This is a genomic window from Saccharothrix deserti (genome assembly GCF_009769385.1).
Lineage (GTDB): Bacteria > Actinomycetota > Actinomycetes > Mycobacteriales > Pseudonocardiaceae > Actinosynnema > Actinosynnema deserti.
Map to the genome: position 1 here is coordinate 288318 of NZ_ML775960.1, position 18514 is coordinate 306831.

14 protein-coding genes and 1 pseudogene are annotated in these 18514 nt (G+C 71.7%); 11 read left to right on the top strand and 4 right to left on the bottom strand.

Annotation, left to right across the window (positions count from 1 at the left end; translation table 11 throughout):
- The first annotated feature begins 32 nt into the window (after positions 1-32).
- Positions 33-2051 (top strand): substrate-binding domain-containing protein, encoded by a 2019-nt coding sequence (locus tag FM051_RS03600; protein ID WP_158840590.1) that lies wholly within the window; start codon positions 33-35, stop codon positions 2049-2051.
- 1 nt (position 2052) lies between these two features.
- Complete coding sequence (locus tag FM051_RS03605; protein ID WP_158840592.1) at positions 2053-3279, top strand: ABC transporter substrate-binding protein; 1227 nt, start codon at positions 2053-2055, stop codon at positions 3277-3279.
- Between the two features lie 28 nt (positions 3280-3307).
- Here the strand turns inward: FM051_RS03605 and pnuC are convergent, their stop codons facing one another.
- A complete protein-coding gene (pnuC, locus tag FM051_RS03610) occupies positions 3308-3940 on the bottom strand; it encodes a nicotinamide riboside transporter PnuC (RefSeq protein WP_158841024.1) in 633 nt (210 codons plus the stop codon).
- Between the two features lie 248 nt (positions 3941-4188).
- Here pnuC and FM051_RS03615 point away from each other — a divergent pair, with 248 nt between their 5' ends.
- Positions 4189-5439, top strand: a complete 1251-nt coding sequence (locus FM051_RS03615; RefSeq protein WP_238412103.1) for a phytase — start codon at positions 4189-4191, stop codon at positions 5437-5439.
- A gap of 125 nt (positions 5440-5564) precedes the next feature.
- Here the strand turns inward: FM051_RS03615 and FM051_RS03620 are convergent, their stop codons facing one another.
- Both FM051_RS03620 and FM051_RS03625 read right to left on the bottom strand, forming a co-directional pair.
- Positions 5565-6356: a mechanosensitive ion channel family protein gene (locus tag FM051_RS03620; RefSeq protein WP_158840594.1), complete on the bottom strand. Its 792-nt coding sequence runs from the start codon at positions 6354-6356 to the stop codon at positions 5565-5567.
- A 230-nt stretch (positions 6357-6586) separates the two neighbouring features.
- A complete protein-coding gene (locus tag FM051_RS03625; protein ID WP_238412105.1) occupies positions 6587-8101 on the bottom strand; it encodes an alpha/beta hydrolase in 1515 nt (504 codons plus the stop codon).
- 118 nt (positions 8102-8219) lie between these two features.
- Between FM051_RS03625 and FM051_RS03630 the strand changes: the two genes are divergently transcribed.
- The 6 genes from FM051_RS03630 (at position 8220) to FM051_RS03655 (ending at position 14485) form a co-directional block, all read left to right on the top strand.
- Entirely contained in the window at positions 8220-9395 is a 1176-nt protein-coding gene (locus FM051_RS03630; RefSeq protein ID WP_158840596.1) for a PucR family transcriptional regulator, read from the top strand.
- 188 nt (positions 9396-9583) lie between these two features.
- Positions 9584-10528 (top strand): ACP S-malonyltransferase, encoded by a 945-nt coding sequence (locus FM051_RS03635; RefSeq protein ID WP_158840598.1) that lies wholly within the window; start codon positions 9584-9586, stop codon positions 10526-10528.
- Entirely contained in the window at positions 10525-11502 is a 978-nt protein-coding gene (locus tag FM051_RS03640; RefSeq protein WP_158840600.1) for a beta-ketoacyl-ACP synthase III, read from the top strand. Before FM051_RS03635 ends, FM051_RS03640 begins: the two co-directional genes overlap by 4 nt.
- A gap of 61 nt (positions 11503-11563) precedes the next feature.
- Positions 11564-11803 carry an acyl carrier protein gene (locus FM051_RS03645; RefSeq protein ID WP_033437259.1) on the top strand — a complete coding sequence of 80 codons (240 nt, stop codon included), beginning with the start codon at positions 11564-11566 and terminating at the stop codon, positions 11801-11803.
- The gene (locus tag FM051_RS03650; protein ID WP_158840602.1) at positions 11800-13035 is read left to right on the top strand and encodes a beta-ketoacyl-[acyl-carrier-protein] synthase family protein; all 1236 of its coding nucleotides are present in this window, start codon (positions 11800-11802) and stop codon (positions 13033-13035) included. Before FM051_RS03645 ends, FM051_RS03650 begins: the two co-directional genes overlap by 4 nt.
- 22 nt (positions 13036-13057) lie before the next feature.
- Positions 13058-14485, top strand: a complete 1428-nt coding sequence (locus tag FM051_RS03655) for an acyl-CoA carboxylase subunit beta (protein WP_158840604.1) — start codon at positions 13058-13060, stop codon at positions 14483-14485.
- Positions 14486-14600: 115 nt separating this feature from the next.
- Here FM051_RS03655 and FM051_RS03660 read toward each other — a convergent pair whose 3' ends face one another.
- Positions 14601-15179, bottom strand: coding sequence for a hypothetical protein (locus tag FM051_RS03660; protein ID WP_238412107.1), 579 nt, complete (start codon positions 15177-15179; stop codon positions 14601-14603).
- A 581-nt stretch (positions 15180-15760) separates the two neighbouring features.
- Between FM051_RS03660 and lanKC the strand changes: the two are divergent.
- Together lanKC and FM051_RS03670 are read left to right on the top strand one after the other, a co-directional pair.
- Positions 15761-18210, top strand: a pseudogene (lanKC, locus tag FM051_RS03665) (class III lanthionine synthetase LanKC).
- A gap of 42 nt (positions 18211-18252) precedes the next feature.
- A complete protein-coding gene (locus FM051_RS03670) occupies positions 18253-18426 on the top strand; it encodes a SapB/AmfS family lanthipeptide (RefSeq protein ID WP_158840607.1) in 174 nt (57 codons plus the stop codon).
- Positions 18427-18514 lie beyond the last annotated feature (88 nt).

The following is an 18514-nucleotide window of genomic DNA, read 5'->3' on the forward strand; positions in this document are numbered from 1 at the left end:
CGCACAGATCCAGCGTTCCGACGAGGGGCCGGATGGGGACGCCACCGCAGCACGCGTTGCACCGCACGGTCGTGGTCGTCGACGTGTCCGCGTTCGGCCAACGCCACCGCGGTCCCCAGGAGGAGATCCGGCGCGGGCTCTACACGGCGTTGGAGAGCGCTTTCGAGGACTGCGGTCTGGACTGGTCGGCGACGCACCACGAGGACCGGGGCGACGGCGTGTTCGTGCTCGTGCCGCCCGACGTGCCCAAGAGCCGGGTGGTCGGCGGTCTGCCGCACGCCCTGCTGGGTGAGCTCCGCCGGTACAACGCGACCCGCAACGAGGACGCCCGCATCCGGCTGCGGATGGCGATCACGGCGGGCGAGGTGCAGCACGACGAGCACGGCGCGGTCGGCGACGAGGTGATCCTGGCGTTCCGGCTCCTCGACGCGAAGCCGCTGCGGGACGCGCTGGTGTCCCACCCGAACGCGTTGTTCGCGCTGATCGTCTCGCAGCGGTTCTACGAGGACGTGATCCGGCCGGACCCGGCGATGGACCCGGACTCGTTCCGCCGGGTCGACGTGGACGTCAAGGAGGTCCGCGGGCACGCCTGGCTGCACGTGCCGAACGGCGGCGCGCCCGCGATCAGCCGCCGGCCGACCCGACACCGCAAGACGCGCCGGAAGCGCGTGCAGCCGCGCCCGGCGGCTGCCCTGCTGGCCGTGCCGCTGGTGTTCGTCGCCCTCACCAACGGTGCGGGCGCCGCGCCGCCCGCCGTGCCGCCCTGCCCTCCCCCGGTCCAGCTGAACGTCCTGGTGTCGGCCGAGAAGGAGGGCGTCGTGCGCCGGCTCGCGCTGGAGTTCGAGGACGACTCGCGCGCGCAGCACCCGTTGGGCTGCAAGGTGCTCAACACGCTGGTGTTCCCCGGACCGTCCGCCGAGGCGGCGGCGGAGGCGCTGGGCCGGGGCTGGCAGTCGGGTGACCTGACGGCGGTGGGCGCCGAGCCGCACGTCTGGCTGCCGGACTCCACCGCCGAGGTCCGGGCCGTCGAGAGGGCGTTGCGCGACCGCACCGACGTGCGGCTGCACCTCCGGGCGGGGGTGGCGGTGTCGCCGGTGGTGCTGGGCGCGTCGGAGGAGTCGGCCGGGCGGATCGCGGAACCGGGCGGCGACGTCGACTGGCGGAACGTTCCGCGACTGGCCGAGGTGGACACGTCGTCGGGGGTCGGGGTGGTCGCGGCCATCGCGTTGGCACAGGCCGCGTTGGGTGGGCTGGACTTCGACGCGCCCGGCGCGCCGCGCTCGCTGCACGAGATCACCAGCCGCACGACCGCCGACGAGCCGTGCGTGGGCGACGTGGCGCTGGTCGGGTCGGAGAAGACCGTGGCGGACACGAAGAGGTGCCGCGTGCTGTACCCGCAGGACGGCGCGCTGGTGCTGGACCACCCGTTCGTGGAGGTGGAGCGGACGACCCGGCCGAACAAGCGGCGGCTGGCGATCGTGAACCGGTTCCTGGACCACCTGCTGTCGGCGTCCGCCCAGGAGGAGTTCAAGCGGGAGGGCTTCCGGGACGTGCACTGGAACGTCGACCCCGGGCCGGGTGTCCGGCTCGGCCGGCCGCCGGTCCTGCGGCTGGAGCCGGACGTGACGGCCGTGCGCGAGGCGTGGGAAATGGCGGCCCGGGGGCGGGTGATCGCGATTGCCGGTGACGGCTCGGCCGGCGCGAACCTGTTCGCGGACGAGGTGCGGCGGTTGATCGGGCCGCGTGACGAGGTGATCGACCTGGCTTTGTCCGAGGGCGTGGTCGAGGCGGGCGTCGAGGGCGGCGCGAACGTCGTGGTGCTGGTGTCCACGGCGCCGATCACACCGATCGCGCCCGGCGTCAGCGGTCCGGTCCGGGTGATGGCCGTGGGGTTCGCGAACGGGGCGTGCGCGCCCTCAACGGCCCTCTACGCCGCCGCGACCGCCCACAGCGGACCTTGCCGCGAGATCGGCGGCACGAACGGCTCCGGGGCATCTGAGGGCCAGGAAGGCGCTCTGGACGACGTAGCGCGCGCAGCATGGGGAAGGTGACATGATCCGCGTACTGGTGCCGCTGGTGTTGCTCCTGGCGGCCTGCACGACCCCGGTTCAGGACGAGGCCTGGGAAGGGATCGGGCCGATCACGTTCGTGGACGGCCGCGACACCACCGCGGACCGCCGGGTGGCCGAGATGGTCGAGCGCTGGAATGAGCGCGCCGGCCAACGCGAGCAGGCGAAGTTCGTGGAGATGCCCAGTTCCACCGACGCCCACCGCGCGCAGTTGACCGCACGCGCCCAGGACCTGGCGGGCGTGCGCGGCAGCGCGGAGTGCTACGACGTGATGGCCGTGGACACGGTGTGGACGGCCGAGTTCGCCGCGGCCGGGCACCTGGAGCCGCTGGACCCGGCCGAGTTCGGCGTCGACCGGATGCTGCCGAAGGCGGTGGAGGCGGCCAGGTCGCCGGACGGTGAGCAGCTGTGGGCGATCCCGTGGCGCAGCGACGCCGGGCTGCTCTACTACCGCGAGGACGTGCTCAAGCAGGCGGGTGTGGACCCGCCGACGACGTGGGCCGGGTTGAGGCGGCAGGCGACCGAGATCGCGCCGCGCCACGGCCTGGCGGGCTACGTGGGCCAGTTCAGGCTGTACGAGGGCCTGATCGTGAACGCGGCCGAGGCGATCTGGGCGCACGACGGCGACCTGGAGCACCCGGACGAGCCGGGGGCGAAGGCGGGCGTGCGCGCGCTGGCGGAGGGCATCGAGCAGGGCTGGATCCCACGCGAAACGCTCGACTACGACGAGAACGCGTCCCTCGACGAGTTCCGGTCCGGCCGGGCGTTGTTCATGCGCAACTGGCCGTATGCCGGGCCGGTGCTGAACCGGCCGGGCTCGGAGGTGGTCGGGAAGTGGGCGAAGGTGGCGCTGCCGGGCCCCAGCACCCTGGGCGGCTGGAACCTGGCCGTGTCGAGGTGTTCGCCGCACCAGAAGACCGCCCGCGAGTTCATCAAGTTCGTCACCGGCGACGCGAACCAGCGGGAGATGTCCCGGCTCGCCGGGTTCGCGCCGACGTCCACCGACCTGTACGACGAGCCGGGGCTGGCCGCGGACCCGCTGCGGGAGAGCCTGCTGAACGCCCGCACCCGGCCCCCGTCCGCGCACTACGACGAGTTGACCAGCGTGATGCAGGACACCTTGCACCACGTGCTGAAGAACCCGGCGGCCATCGACAGATCGCTGGACCAGCTGGCGGACGATCTGGCCAGGGCCAAGGGAGGGCGTTAGCGCAGGGCGTCAGGGGCAGGCCAGGGCGTCAGGGCGTCACGGCCTTGACGCTCGGTGCGGTCCGCTTGGCGGCGCGGTTCCAGTCGATCCAGCCGCGGATCACCAGGACGGCGAAGATCGTGTAGACGAACGCGCTGAACCACAGCCCGGACTGGATCTGCAACGGCACGCCGATCGCGTCCACCACCAGCCACACCAGCCAGAACTCGACCAGGCCGAAGCCCTGGAGGGTGAAGGCGAGGACGGTGCCGACGAAGAGCGCGGCGTCCGGCCACGGCGCCCACGACGCGTCCAGCGCGTCCAGGACGAGCGCGAACCCGACCGTGCCGAGCACGAACGCGACCGCCACGGCGAGGCGTTCCTTCGCGGTGCCCTTGCGGACCACGACGCCGAACACCGGGTCGCGCCGGCGGGTCCACGCCCACCAGCCGTAGAGCGTGATCAGCGCGATCACCACCTGGCGCGCGGCCGTGCCTCCGAGTTGCGCGGACAGGTAGACGACGAACAGCAGGGTGACCGACACGAGCTGCACGGGCCACGTCCACAGCGAGCGCTTCTGCGCCAGGTAGACCACCACCAGCGCGAAGACCTGGCCGATGAACTCCGCCCAGGACACCTTCTGCCCGAACACCGCGAAGCCCTGCTCCAACAAGACGTGCACCGCGTCCTCCATCCCCGACATGCCGGTCCGGGGCACGGGGCGGCCAACGTCGTCACGCGCGCCGGAGCGCATCTCTCCTCTTCCGCGTCGAACCTCGTGGCTCACCGAGGTGTTCCTCCGGTGACCAACGGCACACAGGACCGCGTTTCGGCTTCGGCTTCGGCTCCGGCTCCGGCTCCGGCTCCGGCTCCGGAGGTGGTCATCTCCGCTTCAGCCGGGGTACACCGGCGCGGCGTAGCTTGCGCCGAATGCGAACACCGCTGCTCATGGCCGCTCTCGTGCCGTTGCTGATCGCCTCCTCCCCCGGTCCCGGCGAGGTCCTGCCGGTCACCCAGACCCGCGCGTTCGTGGACGACGCGTCCGGGACGCCCGCCAACGCCGACGCCGACGACCCGGCGATCTGGGTGCACCCGCGCTCGGCCGGGCAGAGCGTCGTGCTCGGCACGTTGAAGGAGGGCGGGCTCGCCGCGTTCGACCTGGCCGGTCGGACGCTCGGCACCTACCCGGCGCCCCTGCCGCCGACCCCGGACGCCAAGCCCGGCCGGTACAACAACGTGGACGTGCTCAGCCGGGTGCCGGTCGGCGGGCAGGCCCGGAACCTGGCGTTCGTCAGCGACCGCGGCCGGGACCGCATCCGGGTATACGAGATCGACGGGCGCGGTGCGGCGGCGGGTGCGGCGGTCGTCCGGGACGTGACCGACCCCGGCGCGCGGCCGGTGTTCTCCTCGTCGGAGGAGGAAGTGGACGACCAGCACACCGCCTACGGGGTGGCGGCCGGGTACGTCGGGCGCACGCCGGTGGTCGTGACGAACCGGCGCAACGAGACCAGGGTGGCGCTGCTGCACGTGGCCGCCGGGCCGAACGGTTCGGTCGGCACGTCGGTGGTGTCCACTCTGGACATCCCGGCGTCGTTCCGGCTGCCCGACGGCAGCTCCTGGACGCCGTGCGGCGAGCCGGGCGAGGGCCCTCAGCTGGAGGGCATGGTGGTCGACTCCGCGCACGGCGTGCTGTACGCGGCGCAGGAGGACGTCGGCATCTGGCGGATCCCGCTGGGCGCCACCGGTTTCGGCACGCCCGTGCTGATCGACAAGGTGCGGTCGTTCGGCGTGCCGCAGACCTACGACCCGGAAACCGAGGAGTGCTCGGTGTCCGGCGCCGACCCCGGCTTCGGCGGCACGCACCTGGCGGCGGACGCCGAGGGGCTGACCGTCGGCGACGACTACCTGATCGCGTCCAGCCAGGGCGACTCGCGGTTCGTGGCCTACGAGCGGACCGGGCGCAACCGGTACGTCGGCGACTTCGTGGTGGGCAGCGGCCGGGGCAACGACTCGGTCGAGCACTCGGACGGCGCGCACGTGGTGACCGCCGACCTCGGCCCGGCCTACCCGGAGGGCCTGCTGGTCGTGCACGACGGCGAGCGCACCCCCGCCGCCGGTGACCTGCCGACCACCGGCTTCGCGTACGTGAGCTGGGCGGACGTGCTGGACGAGCTGGACTGACCCCCGCACACCAGGAGGCCCCGCCCGTGGTTCCGGGCGGGGCCTCCTGGCTTTCCTGAGCGTTGCCGGGGCGTCGGTGGCGTTGCGGGGCGTCGGTGGGCGTCGGTGGTGATCGCCGGCCGGGATCAGCTGTCGGCGGGCGGCACGGACAGGCCGGCGGGCGGGGTCGGCGTCGGGTCCACGTGGGCCTGGCGGGACGCGCGGGCCGAGGCCGTCACGGGCTCCTGCGAACGGCGCGGCGCCGGCGTGATGCTCGTCGACTCCGCCTGGATGCGGTTGAGCCAGCCCTCCCAGCGCTGCTGCATCGGCCGGATCAGACCGCCGCCGACGCCGATCACGATCACGCCCGCGATCGTGGCGAGCACCGTGATCAGGACCGGCATGGTCACCGCGACGGCGATGCCCAGCTGGTTCAGCGCGGCGATGACACCCAACCCGATGACGAAGCCGTACGTGGAGTTGCCCAGGAGCTTGGTGTACGGGCGGTCGGCCAGCGCGCCGGTGACCAGGCCGCGCAGGGCCTTGGCGATCGCGGCGGCGACGAGCACCAGGACGATGGCCACGACGATGCGCGGCAGGTACGCGATGACGTCGTTGAGCAGGGCGCTCACCGCGTTGCCGGTGCCGAAGACGCCGAACGCGAGCTGCAGGGCGATCAGCAGCACGAAGTAGTAGACGAGCTTGACGATCAGACGGGAGGCGTCGATCGGCGACCGCTCCACCGCGCCGCGAAGGCCGGAACGCTCGACGAGGCGGTCGAACCCGATCCTCTTGAGCAGGAACCGGACGGCCCTGGCCAGTGCCTTGGCGATCAGCCAGCCGATGAACAGGACCAGCAGGAAGCCGAGGAGTTTCGGCACGAACGTGGCCACCACCGTCCACGCCTGTCCGAGTCCTTCGGTGATCTGGGAGCCCACGACGACCCTCCTTCGCATTTGCGCTTGTGGTGGAGATCGTTTCCCGCCCCGCATCACCCGGCAACCTGAAGTCGTGGCACGAAAGAGTGACTGACGTGGCGGTTTCCGCCCCCACAGTCCAGAGTGGAATCACCGGTGGGGACCGGGGAGAGGGAAACGCCCGGCGCGGATTTTCGCGCCGGGCGTTTTCGCGTTCTCGGGGTCGTTCCGGAGCCGTCCCGGCCGGGGAATCAGAAGCGGGCGGAAAGGCCCCTGCCGTCCAGGTACGCCCGCACGTGCTGCGGCGACGCCGCCCGCGTCGGGTCGGGCCTCGGGTCGCCGGGGCAGCTCGAACTGCTGGCCGGCAGCACACCGTCGAGCAGGTACCGGTTGACGGCCCGGTCCACGCACCGGTTCCCGCCGCCGTAGAGGCCGTGCTTGCCCTCGTCCAGCACGGTGATCAGGTTGTGCCCGAGGCGGGTCGCCATCGCCGGGCCGCTCTCGTAGTGCGTCTGCGTGTCGCCCTCGGCCTGCACGACGAGGCCGACCGGGTACCCGTCGCGCTCGAGCTCCACCGCGGGCTCGGGCGGTGTGAAGGTGCGGAACGTGCAGGTGGTCGGCGCGGCCCGGATGACGCCGAAGCCGTACGGGTAGCGGTCGCGGAAGACCCGCATGTCCTCGTAGTACGTCTCCACGTCGGTCGGCCAGTCGACCTCGCAGATCACCGTGTTGAACACGCCGGACACCAGGTCGTCCTGCGCCGACTGGGCCAGCAGCGTGTTGGTCTCGGAGGGTTCCCCGGCCTGCAGGGAAGTCACCGTGTCGGCGAGGTCCGACCACAGTGGACGGTGCCGGCTGCCGACGCCGACGGCCGCGTCGAACGTGGTCCGGGTCTGGCCGCCGACCGGTGCCACTGCCAACGCCGCCGCGACGCGCTCGACGGCCGCCATCACCTCCTGCGCGGTCGCGCCGAGCTTGAACCGGTCGGGGTGCTGGGCGACCCAGGCCGCCCACGCCTCGACGTTGCGCCGCAGCGCCGCCGCCTGCGCCCGGAACTGCTCGCGCCAGATCCACTCCGGGTGCACGGCCGAGTCGAGCACGCTGCGGTCCAGGCGGGTCGGGAACAGGCTGCCGTACACCGCGCCCAGGTACGTCCCGTAGGAGTAGCCCAGGTAGTTCAGCTTCTCCTCGCGGAGCACCGCGCGCACCACGTCGAGGTCCCGCGCGGTGTTCGCGGTGTTGACGAACGGTCGGATGCCGCCGGCCGCGCGCTGGCAGGCGTCCTCCGCGGCCCGCGCCTCGGCGGCCCACTTCGGGAAGTCCGAATCAGCCGGTCGGGTGTCGAACGTGGCCAGTGCCGGCACCGTGCGGCAGTTCAGCGCGGTCGACCCGCCGACACCGCGCGGGTCGAACCCGATCAGGTCGTACACCTTCGCCACTTCGGAGCCCGCCAGGAACCTCGGCATGCCGAGACCGGAGCCGCCCGGCCCGCCCGGGTTGAGCACCAGGATGCCGCGCCTGCGCGCCGGGTCCGCCGCCTTCCTGCGGCTGATCACCAGCGAGATCCGCTCCGCCGCCGGCCGCTCGTAGTCCAACGGCAGCACCAGTTCCGCGCACTCCAGGCGCCCCTCGTCGCACGACGACCAGGTGAGCTGCTGGGTGTGGAACTCGGCCAGCGGATCGCTGCGCGCCGTGCCGAACGACGGTGCGCCCCCCGTCGCCAACACCGCGGCCACCGCCAGGCCGACTGACATGTACCTGCGCACTAACACCCCTCCCGACGAGCCGGTCCGAAACGCAACCGACGGTAGGGCGAGCGACGCACAGCGTCAGGTTGTGTCACTCGTTGGTGTCGACCATCGGAGCCCGTGCGATCGTTGCGGTATGACCAGCTCAACCGCGCTGTCGCGGGCCACCTTGCGAACGCTGCAACGGGCGTCGGGCGACCTGGCCGCGGCGAGCGTGGCCGAGATGGAGGATCGCCTGCCGTGGTTCCGGCGGATGCCCGCCGACCAGCGGGCGGGCGTGCTGCTGCTGATCCAGAACGGGGTCGCCGGGTTCGTGTCCTGGCTGCACGACCCGCAGCAGGCGATCCGGCTGACCGCCGAGGCGTTCCGGTCCGCGCCCAAGGACATCTCGCGGTGGGTGAGCCTGCGGCAGACCGTGGAGCTGGTGCGGATCGCGCTGGAGCTGTTCGAACAGTTGTTGCCCAAGCTGGCCGAGAACGAGGCCGAACGCGCGCTGCTGACCGAAGGCGTGCTGCGGTACGGCCGGGAGATCGCGTTTTCCGCGGCCACCTCGTACGCGGCGGCGGCCGAGGCGCGCGGCGCGTGGGACGCCCGGCTTGAGGCGCTGGTCGTGGACGGGATCGTGCGTGGCGACGCGGAGGAGTCCTTGTTGTCCCGGGCCACCGCGCTGGGTTGGGATCCGGCGGCGGAGGCGACCGTGCTGGTGGGCAACCCGCCGTCGGACGACCCGCCGGCCGTGGTGTTCGAGGTGCGCAGCCGGGCGGCCCGGATCGGGCGGCCGGTGCTGCTGAGCGTGCAGGGTTCCCGGCTGGTCGTGGTGCTGGGCGGTGAGACGGAACGGGGCGAGGAGCTGGTCCGGATCTCCGACGCGTTCGGGCCCGGTCCGGTGGTGGCCGGTCCGACGGTGACGAGCCTGGCAGAGGCGCACCGCAGCGCCGGCGACGCGTTGTCAGGGCTGCGCGCGGTGGTCGGGTGGCCCGCCGCGCCGAGGCCGGTGCGGTCGCTCGACCTGCTGCCGGAACGCGCGCTGGCCGGTGATCCGGAGGCCGAGTGGCAGCTGGTGGACCGGGTGGCCCGGCCGCTGGAGGACGCGGGCGGCGCGCTGCTGGAGACGGTGGACGCGTTCCTGGAAGTGGGCGGCGTGCTGGAGGCGTGCGCGCGGAAGCTGTTCGTACACCCGAACACGGTCCGCTACCGGCTCAAGCGGGCCACCGAACTCACCGGGCGAAATGCCAACGACCCCCGTGACGCTCTGGTGTTGCGCGTCGCACTGTCCGTAGGACGACTGGCGCGTGCACGCGGCTTGTGGTGACCCATCTCGGTGACACCCGACCGGGTGTGATGGACGACGCATGTCCGGTTTGGGCAGGGTCCGACAACCCACGAGGTCGTTCTACGTTCATCTTCGAGTCGCATTTGTAGACACCCTACAAGCCACGGTCTCCCGTTTCGTCGGTGGCGGCATCACGGGAAACCGCCGAAAGCGTGTTCAGTGAGCGGGTGATCGCGCTCCTCGCCCCCGGACAGGGGTCCCAGACACCCGGCATGCTCACCCCCTGGCTCGAAGTCGAGGGGGCCGCCGAGCGCGTCGGTGCCTGGTCCGAGGCGACCGGCCTCGACCTGGCCCGTCTGGGCACCACGGCCGAAGCGGACGAGATCAAGGACACCGCGGTCACCCAGCCGCTGGTCGTCGCGCTCGCCCTGCTCGCCTACGAGGAGCTGCGCCGCCGGGTCGAGCTGCCCGCCGACACGATCATCGCGGGCCACTCCGTCGGCGAACTCGCCGCCGCCGCCATCGCGGGCGTGCTGAGCACCGACGACGCCGTCGCGCTCGCCGCCGTGCGCGGCGCCGAGATGGCCGCCGCCTGCGCGTTGACGCCGACCGGCATGGTCGCGGTCCTGGGCGGCGAAGCGGACGAGGTGCTGGCCCGCCTGGACGAGCTGGGCCTGGTCGGCGCGAACCGCAACGGCGCGGGCCAGATCGTGGCCGCGGGCCCGCTGGAGGCGCTGGACCAGCTGGTCGAACAGCCACCCGACCGGGCGAAGATCCGCAGGCTCCAGGTCGCGGGCGCGTTCCACACCCGGTTCATGGCGCCCGCCGAGGAGGCGTTGCGCGCCCGTGCCGCCGGGATCGTGGTGAAGGACGCCGCGCTGCCGCTGCTGTCCAACGCCGACGGCGCGGTGGTGTCCGACGGCGCCGAGGTGCTGAGCCGACTGATCTCCCAGGTGACCCGCCCCGTGCGGTGGGACGCCTGCCAGGCAACCCTGGCCGGGCACGCCGTGACCGCGGTGGTCGAGCTGCCGCCCGCGGGCGCGTTGACCGGCCTGGCCAAGCGCGAGCTGAAGGGCACCCCCACCTTGGGCCTCAAGACCCCCGACCAACTGGACAAGGTCGTCGAGATGATCGTCTCCACACCGGCGGAAGACGCGGAGGCGGCCAAGTGACCACCTTCTCGATCCCCGCCGGCTCGGTCGGCACGCGCATCATCGGCCTGGGCAGCTACCAGCCCGAGACGATCGTCAGCAACCACGACCTGAGCCTGCGCATGGAGACCTCGGACGAGTGGATCCGCGACCGGGTCGGCATCGCCAACCGCCGGGTGGCCAAGCCGGACGAGCTGCTGGTCGACATGGCCGTCGAGGCGGGCGCCAAGGCCGTTGCCGACGCCGGGCTGGCCCCGTCGGACATCGGCGCGGTCATCGTGGCCACCTGCACCATGCCGTCCGGGATTCCCAACGCGGCGGCCCAGGTCGCCGACCGGATCGGGGTCAAGGCCGCGCCCGCGTTCGACCTGAACGCCGCGTGCGCGGGCTTCTGCTACGCGCTGGGCACCGCGTCCGACCTGGTCCGCGCGGGCACGGTGAAGCACGTGCTGGTCATCGGCGCGGAGAAGCTGACCGACTGGGTCGACCCGAACGACCGGTCCACCGCGATCATCTTCGCCGACGGCGCGGGCGCGGCGGTCGTCGGTCCGTCCGACGAGCCGGGCATCGGCCCGGTGTCGTGGGGCAGCGCGGGCGACCTGGTGGACATGATCCACATCGCCGACCGCGAGTCGTTCATCTTCCAGGAGGGCCAGTCGGTCTTCCGCTGGGCGACCACGCAGATCGCCCCGATCGCGATCAAGGCGGTCGAGCTGGCCGGCCTGGAGTTGTCCGATGTGGACGTCTTCGTGCCGCACCAGGCGAACCTGCGGATCGTCGAGGCCATCGCGAAGCGGTTGCGCGCCAAGGGTGCCCGTGAGGACCTCGTGATCGCGCGTGACATCGTGGACTCCGGCAACACCTCGTCCGCTTCGATCCCCCTCGCGCTGGACCACATGCGTGCGGCGGGAGAGGTGCGCAGCGGTGACGTGGCGCTGCTCGTCGGCTTCGGAGCCGGCCTGTCCTACGCGGGACAGGTCGTCCGGCTGCCGTGACCGCAATCCAGGACTCCGGTGGGACCAACCAGCCGGCGAAGCAAGAAGGAAGGGATTTTCAGTGAGCAACGAGGACATCCAGAAGGGGCTCGCCGAGATCGTCGAAGAGGTCGCCGGCGTCGAGGCGGCCGATGTGACGGTTGACAAGTCCTTTGTGGACGACCTGGACATCGACTCGCTCTCCATGGTGGAGATCGCCGTGCAGGCCGAGGACAAGTTCGGCGTGAAGATCCCGGACGACGAGCTGGCCAACCTCAAGACCGTGGGCGATGCGGTCAACTACATCGCCAGCAACGCATGACCAGTAACAACGACGTCGTCGTCACCGGGCTGGGTGCCACCACCCCGCTCGGTGGCGATGTCGCCTCCACCTGGGATGCGCTCCTGGCCGGCCGCAGCGGTGTGACGCCGCTCGTGGGCGGCTTCGCCGAGCGGTTCGACCTGCCCGTGCGGATCGCCGCGCGGCTCGCGGTCGAGCCCACCGAGGTGCTGCCGCGCGTCGAGGCGCGCCGGCTGGACCGCTGCGAGCAGGTCGCGCTGGTCGCCGCCCGTCAGGCGTGGGCGGACGCCGGCATCGGCGACGGCGACGTCGACCTGGAACGCCTCGGTGTCGTGATCGGCACCGGCATCGGCGGCGCGATGACCCTGCTGGACCAGGACGACCTGATCGAGGCCGGCGGGCTGCGCAAGGTGTCACCGCTGACCGTGCCGATGCTCATGCCCAACGGCCCGGCCGCGCACGTCGGCCTGGACCTGAAGGCACGCGCGGGCGTGCACGCGCCGGTGTCGGCCTGCGCGTCCGGCGCCGAGGCGCTGGCCTGGGCGTGGCGGATGCTGAAGTCCGGTGAGGCGGACGTGGTCGTGGCCGGTGGCGCGGAAGCGTGCATCACCACCATCACCATGGCCGGCTTCATCCAGGCCCGCACCATGAGCACCCGCAACGACGACCCGGAACGCGCGTCGCGCCCGTTCGACGTGAACCGCGACGGGTTCGTGCTCGGCGAGGGCGCCGGGATCCTGGTGCTGGAGCGCGAGGACTTCGCCCGCGCCCGCGGCGCGCGGATCTACGGCAAGCTCGCGGGCATCGGCACCAGCTCCGACGGCCACCACATCACCGCGGCCGACCCCGAGGGCATCGGCCAGTCGCGGGCCATCGCGAAGGCGATCCAGGTCGCGGGAGTCGACAAGGCCGACGTCGGCCACGTCAACTGCCACGCGACGTCCACCCCGGTGGGCGACGTGATCGAGCCGCTGGCCGTGCGCCGGGCGGTCGGCGACCACCCGGTGCTGACCGCGCCCAAGGGCAACCACGGTCACCTGCTGGGCGCTTCGGGCGCGGTGGAGGCGATCACCACGCTGCTGTCGGTGCGCGACGGCATCGTGCCACCGACGCTGAACCTGGACGACCAGGACCCCAGGGTCCAACTGGAGGTCGTCACCGGTGAACCGCGCAAGATCGACCTGATCGCCGCGGTCAACAACTCGTTCGGTTTCGGCGGGCACAACGTCTCGCTCGTCTTCACCCAGGCCTGACCGTCTCACGAGGAGCTCCACGATGACTGCCCTTGCGTCCCGACCGGCGAACCCGGAGGCCGACGGCGAACCCGATCCCCGCGACCCGGAGGTCCGGCTCGCGCAACTGCTGGACCCCGGTTCCATCGCACCGTTGCGGCCCCGTGACGGCAGCGGCATGTTCGCCGTGCGGGGACGGATCAACGGCGCGAAGGTCGTGGCCTATTGCAGCGACGCCACGCGGATGGGCGGCGCGCTGGGCTCCGAGGGGTGCAGGCACATCGTGGAGGCGATCGACACCGCAGTGCGCGAGCGCACACCGGTGATCGGCGTCTGGCACTCCGGCGGCGCACGGCTGCCGGAGGGCGTGGAGTCGCTGGACGGCATGGGCCAGATGTTCGCCGCGATGATCCGGGCGTCCGGTCGGGTGCCGCAGATCTCCGTGGTGGTCGGCCCGGCCGCCGGTGGCGGCGCCTACGGTCCCGCGCTGACCGACGTGGTGATCATGGCTCCGGCCGGCAAGGTCTTCGTGACCGGGCCGGACGTGGTCCGGTCGGTGACCGGCGAGCAGATCGACATGGACGGGCTGGGCGGTGCGGAGGCGCACGGGCGGAAGTCCGGTGTCGTGCACGTGATCGCGTCCGACGAGCCGGACGCGTACCAGCGGGCGCGGCGGATCACCGGGCTGTTCGCCCAGCCGGGCGTGTTCGACCTGCACTCGGTGCCGGACGGCGACGACCTGCGGGCGTTGCTGCCGGAGCAGCCGCAGCGGGCGTACGACGTGAAACCGCTGGTGACGGCGATCCTGGACGAGGACTCCTTCGAGGAGCTGCAGGCCAAGTGGGCACCGAACATCGTGGTCGGCCTCGGCCGGCTCGGTGGTCGGACGGTCGGCGTGATCGCGAACAACCCGATCCGCAAGGGCGGGTGCCTGGACTCGCTGTCGGCGGAGAAGGCGGCGCGGTTCGTGCGGATGTGCGACGCGTTCGGCGTGCCGCTGCTGGTGCTGGTGGACGTGCCGGGGTACCTGCCGGGCGTCGGCCAGGAGTGGGACGGCGTGGTGCGGCGCGGCGCGAAGCTGCTGCACGCGTTCGGTGAGGCCATCGTGCCGCGGGTCACCCTGGTCACCCGCAAGTCGTACGGCGGGGCGTACATCGCGATGAACTCGCGGTCGTTGGGTGCGACGGCGGTGTTCGCGTGGCCGATCGCCGAGGTGGCCGTGATGGGCGCCAAGGCGGCGGTCGGCATCCTGCACCGCAAGAAGCTGGCGGCCGTGCCGGACGAGGAGCGGGAGGCGTTGCACGCCAAGCTCGTCGAGGAGCACGAACGCATCGCCGGTGGTGTCGAGCGGGCGATCGCGATCGGCGTGGTGGACGAGGTCATCGAGCCGACCAAGACGCGGCGGAAGCTGGCGGAGGCCCTCGCGGCGGCGCCGGCCGGACGTGGCGCGCACGGCAACATCCCGCTGTAGGGGGGAAGCCGGCGTTCGGTGGGGTCGCTCCGTCGGGGGGCGACCCCACCGCCGTTTCCGAGCCCGCCGCCGTTTCCGAGCCCACCGCCGTTTCCGAGCCGATCGGTGCGGTGGGTCAGCAGGGGGTGAACTGGGAGGTCGAGCCCTCGGTGCCCAGGTCCACGCGGAGGGTGCCGCGTTCCTCTTGCAGGGGGTAGACGACGCGCCAGTGGATGCAGTCGGCCTGGAGCTCGGCCGGGGCCTTGGCGACGTCCTGCGTGCTGGTGAACGTCATCAGCACGCGCAGCCTGGTCCGGCTGACCGACTCGATGCGGTGCACGAGGATCGTGCCGTCCTGCGAGCTCTCGTAGTCCGACTCCCACCGCGACTTCGGCGTCTGGCTCACCCGGTGCGTGGTGACGGTCCTGGCCCACTGCTCGTAGTCGTGCCCGTTGATGGCGTCGAAGAACTGCTGGAGCACGTCCCGCACGCGTTGGCCGTCCGGGTGCTGGGCCGCGTCGATGCTCAGCTGCACGGCGCCGCTGCCCGGCTGGGCACTGCGGGGCACCGAACCGGACGACCCCGAACTGGGCACCGCGATCTGGTCGCCCTGCGCCAGCGCGGGCCGCTGGTAGACCTCGCGCGCCAGCACGCCGACCCCGGCCGTGGCGGCGACGACCAGGAGCACGACTGGCAGCAGCAGGCGCTCGGACACACCAGGAGCGTGCCACAGCGCCCGTACGCGCGGGTAACTACCCGGAAGTCACGGCGCCGACCTGTGATCTGTGTTGCGACCACGACGGACAATGGTCATCCGGCTGGATTCCGGAGGATTTTCAACCGATTCACGCGCTCTTGGCCGGTTAAGTGTGACCTATTCACCCGCCGACACCGGTCAGCCACGTGCCGTAACCGTTTCGACAATTGCCGACAAAACGTCCGAGATGGCAAGGTAAGCGGGCCGGGACGAATTGAACGATGGGGTTTCGTTTAGTCGGGACATCAACATCCCTATCCACTCAAAGTGTCGTTAAACCTCACGATCAGGCGGTTTACCTGCCCCGACATCCACTCGGAGTACGAGTCAGCGCGGGCTGACACCGTTATAAACGGGTGCAGGGGTCCCCCGATCTGGGGGATTGCACCGTCGCGGAGCGTGTGCGGAAATAATCCGGTCGAATAAAACGCAAGGGGGCGAAACGACGTGGATCTCCGCTATGAGGCCCACTGCTTCGCGGACCGCCTGTTCTACGACGTGCAAGCCATGCGGAAACCGCCGACGATGATTTCTCGCAGGTGCTCCCCCCGCTGCCGGAGGGCTGGACCCAGGCCGACCGCAACATCTGGCGGAACCTCCACCCCGCGGGCGTCGTACTCCCCGGGCAGGGCTGGAAGATCCACGTGTCGGCGACCGTGCTGAACGCGGCGAGGTGCTGCTGAAGACCTACGAGTACCTCGTCCCCCGCCGGATCCCGTTCAAGTACCTGCGCACCCAGTCCATCGTGCTGGCCCGCAACTCCAAGTACGCCCCGCGCGAGGCCAGCGGCAAGCTCATCACGATCTACCCGGCCGACGAGGCCGAGCTGGAGTCCACGCTCGCCGGGCTGTCCGAGATCCTGAAGGGCCAGTCGGGCGCGTACATCCTGAGCGACCTCCGCTACGGCGCGGGACCGCTGTTCGTGCGCTACGGCGGTTTCGTGGAGCAGTGGCTGGAACTGGACGGCAGGCGCGTGCCGGCCATCGAGGGCCCGGACGGCGCGCTCGTCCCGGACCAGCGCAAACCCACGTTCTGGGTGCCGGACTGGGTGAAGCTCCCCGCGTGTCTGGAGGAACACCTGGCCGCCCGCCGCGCCGGTGACGCCGAGGCGTTCCCGTACCGGGTGACCCGGTCGCTGCACTTCTCCAACGGCGGCGGCGTGTACGAGGCGGTCCGCAAGGCCGACGACCACCCGGTGGTGCTCAAGGAGGCACGGCCGCACGCCGGTCTCGACCGGGAGAACGTCGACGCGGTGGCCCGGCTGCGCCGCGAGCACGCGATGCTGACCAGGGTCGCCGGGGTGCCGGGTGTGCCCGAGGTGTACGAGCACTTCACCGCGTGGGAGCACGAGTTCGTCGCCATGGCGCGGGTGCCCGGCCGCCCGCTCGGCCAGTGGCTGGGCCAGAACTACCCGCTCACCTTCCACGAGGTCACCGAGGACGCGATCACCGCCTACACCGGACGGGCGCTGAAGCTGGTCGCCGACGTCGAGCGGATCATGGCGGACGTGCACGAGCGCGGTGTCGTGTTCAGCGACCTGCACCCGCTCAACGTGCTGGTGGATGACGACGACTCGGTGTCGCTGATCGACTTCGAGCTGGCGTTCGGCGTCGAGGAGAACGGCAGGCCCACGCTCGGCGCGCCCGGTTTCCAGGCGCCGCCGGACCGCACCGGCTTCGACATCGACGAGCACGCCCTGGCCGCGCTGCGGCTCTACGTCTTCCTGCCGCTCAACGCCGTGGTCGAGCTCGCCCCGGTGAAGCTGCGCTCGCACGTGGACTTCGTCCAGCGGCGCTTCGGCCTGTCCGACGAGTACTGCGCGCGGATCGTCGACGCGCTGACGCCGCGCACGGACGCGCCGGCGACTACCGCGACGACCGGCCCCACCCCGTTGGACGTGCCGGAACCCGACTGGCCGGTGGTGCGCAAGTCGATCGCGGCGGCGATCCTGGCCAGCGCCACGCCCCAGCGCACGGACCGGCTGTTCCCCGGTGACGTGGAGCAGTTCGAGGTCGGCGGCGCGGGGTTCGGCTACGGCGCGGCGGGCGTGCTGCACGCGCTGGACGTCACCGGCATGGGCCGGTTCCCCCAGCACGAGCAGTGGTTGCTGGACGCGGTGCGCCGCGACCCGCCGAAGGAACCCGGCTTCTACACCGGCGCGCACGGCATCGCGCACGTGCTGGAGAACTTCGGCCACCACGACCTGGCCGAGGAGCTGGTCCGCGCCTACGCGCAGATGCTCCCGGACACCCGGGACCACGGCCTCGGCGCCGGCCTGGCGGGCATCGGCTTGAACCTGCTGCACTTCGCGGGCACCCGCGACGACGAGACGTACGCCGTGCAGGCGTTGGAGCTGGGCGAACGGCTGGACACCGCGCTCGCGGAGGCGGAACCGCCGGGCGAGAAGGTACGTGCGGGCTTCGAGTACGGCTGGTCCGGTCCGGCGCTGCTGTTCCTGCGGCTGTTCCAGCACACCGACGACCGCCGTTGGCTCGACCTCGGCGTGCGCGCCCTGGAACGGGACCTGGCCGAGACGACGACCGCGTTGGACGGCTCGACGCAGGTCCGCGACGGCAACACCCGCACTCTGCCTTACGTCGGCATCGGCAGTGCCGGTATCGCGCTGGTGCTCAACGAGTTCCGCCTGGCCGTGCCGGACCTCCCGGTCGTCGAACGGCTACCGGAGCTGGTCGCGAGCACGACCGGCGAATTCGTGATCCAACCGGCGTTGATGCTCGGCCGGGCGGGTCTGCTCGCCACACTCGCCCACGCGGGCGGGTCGCGGCAGGCGATCGACCGGCACCTCACCGCGCTGGCCTGGCACGCCGTGCCCTACCAGGAGGGCCTGGCGTTCCCCGGCATCCAGTTGCGCCGGTTGTCGATGGACCTCGACACCGGGAGCGCGGGCGTCCTGCTGGCGCTCGGCTCCGCAGTGGACGGCACCCCCGTGCTGCCGTTCCTCACAGCCCCGGCCCCCACGGGTCGGTAGCAGTACCCCTTACCGAACCCCCGAAGGAACCCAGGAGTCACGATGGACTTCATCCTCGACCTCCAGGACCTCGAAACCCCCGAGGCCCAGTCCAACGCGATGGCGCACCACAGCGGCGGCGGCAGCAACAACAGTGGCGGCGGCAGCAACACGGCGTCGAACCTCTCGCTGCTCTCGTGCAGGAACCACTCCACCCTGAGCCTGCTGGCCTGCTGACCGGCTTTGGTGTGGAAACCGGGTGAGCGGCGCAGTCGAAGTGCGCCGCTCACCCGGCCTGGCGGGGGTCCGACGGCACGCCGTCGGA

Excerpts from the sequence above, each read along its gene's own strand:
- FM051_RS03650 (WP_158840602.1), top strand. The coding sequence starts at position 11,800 with ATGACCAGTAACAACGACGTCGTCGTCACCGGGCTGGGTGCCACCACC.
- FM051_RS03600 (WP_158840590.1), top strand. The coding sequence starts at position 33 with ATGGGGACGCCACCGCAGCACGCGTTGCACCGCACGGTCGTGGTCGTC.
- FM051_RS03655 (WP_158840604.1), top strand. The coding sequence starts at position 13,058 with ATGACTGCCCTTGCGTCCCGACCGGCGAACCCGGAGGCCGACGGCGAA.
- FM051_RS03630 (WP_158840596.1), top strand. The coding sequence starts at position 8,220 with ATGACCAGCTCAACCGCGCTGTCGCGGGCCACCTTGCGAACGCTGCAA.
- FM051_RS03670 (WP_158840607.1), top strand. The coding sequence starts at position 18,253 with ATGGACTTCATCCTCGACCTCCAGGACCTCGAAACCCCCGAGGCCCAG.
- FM051_RS03605 (WP_158840592.1), top strand. The coding sequence starts at position 2,053 with ATGATCCGCGTACTGGTGCCGCTGGTGTTGCTCCTGGCGGCCTGCACG.
- FM051_RS03615 (WP_238412103.1), top strand. The coding sequence starts at position 4,189 with ATGCGAACACCGCTGCTCATGGCCGCTCTCGTGCCGTTGCTGATCGCC.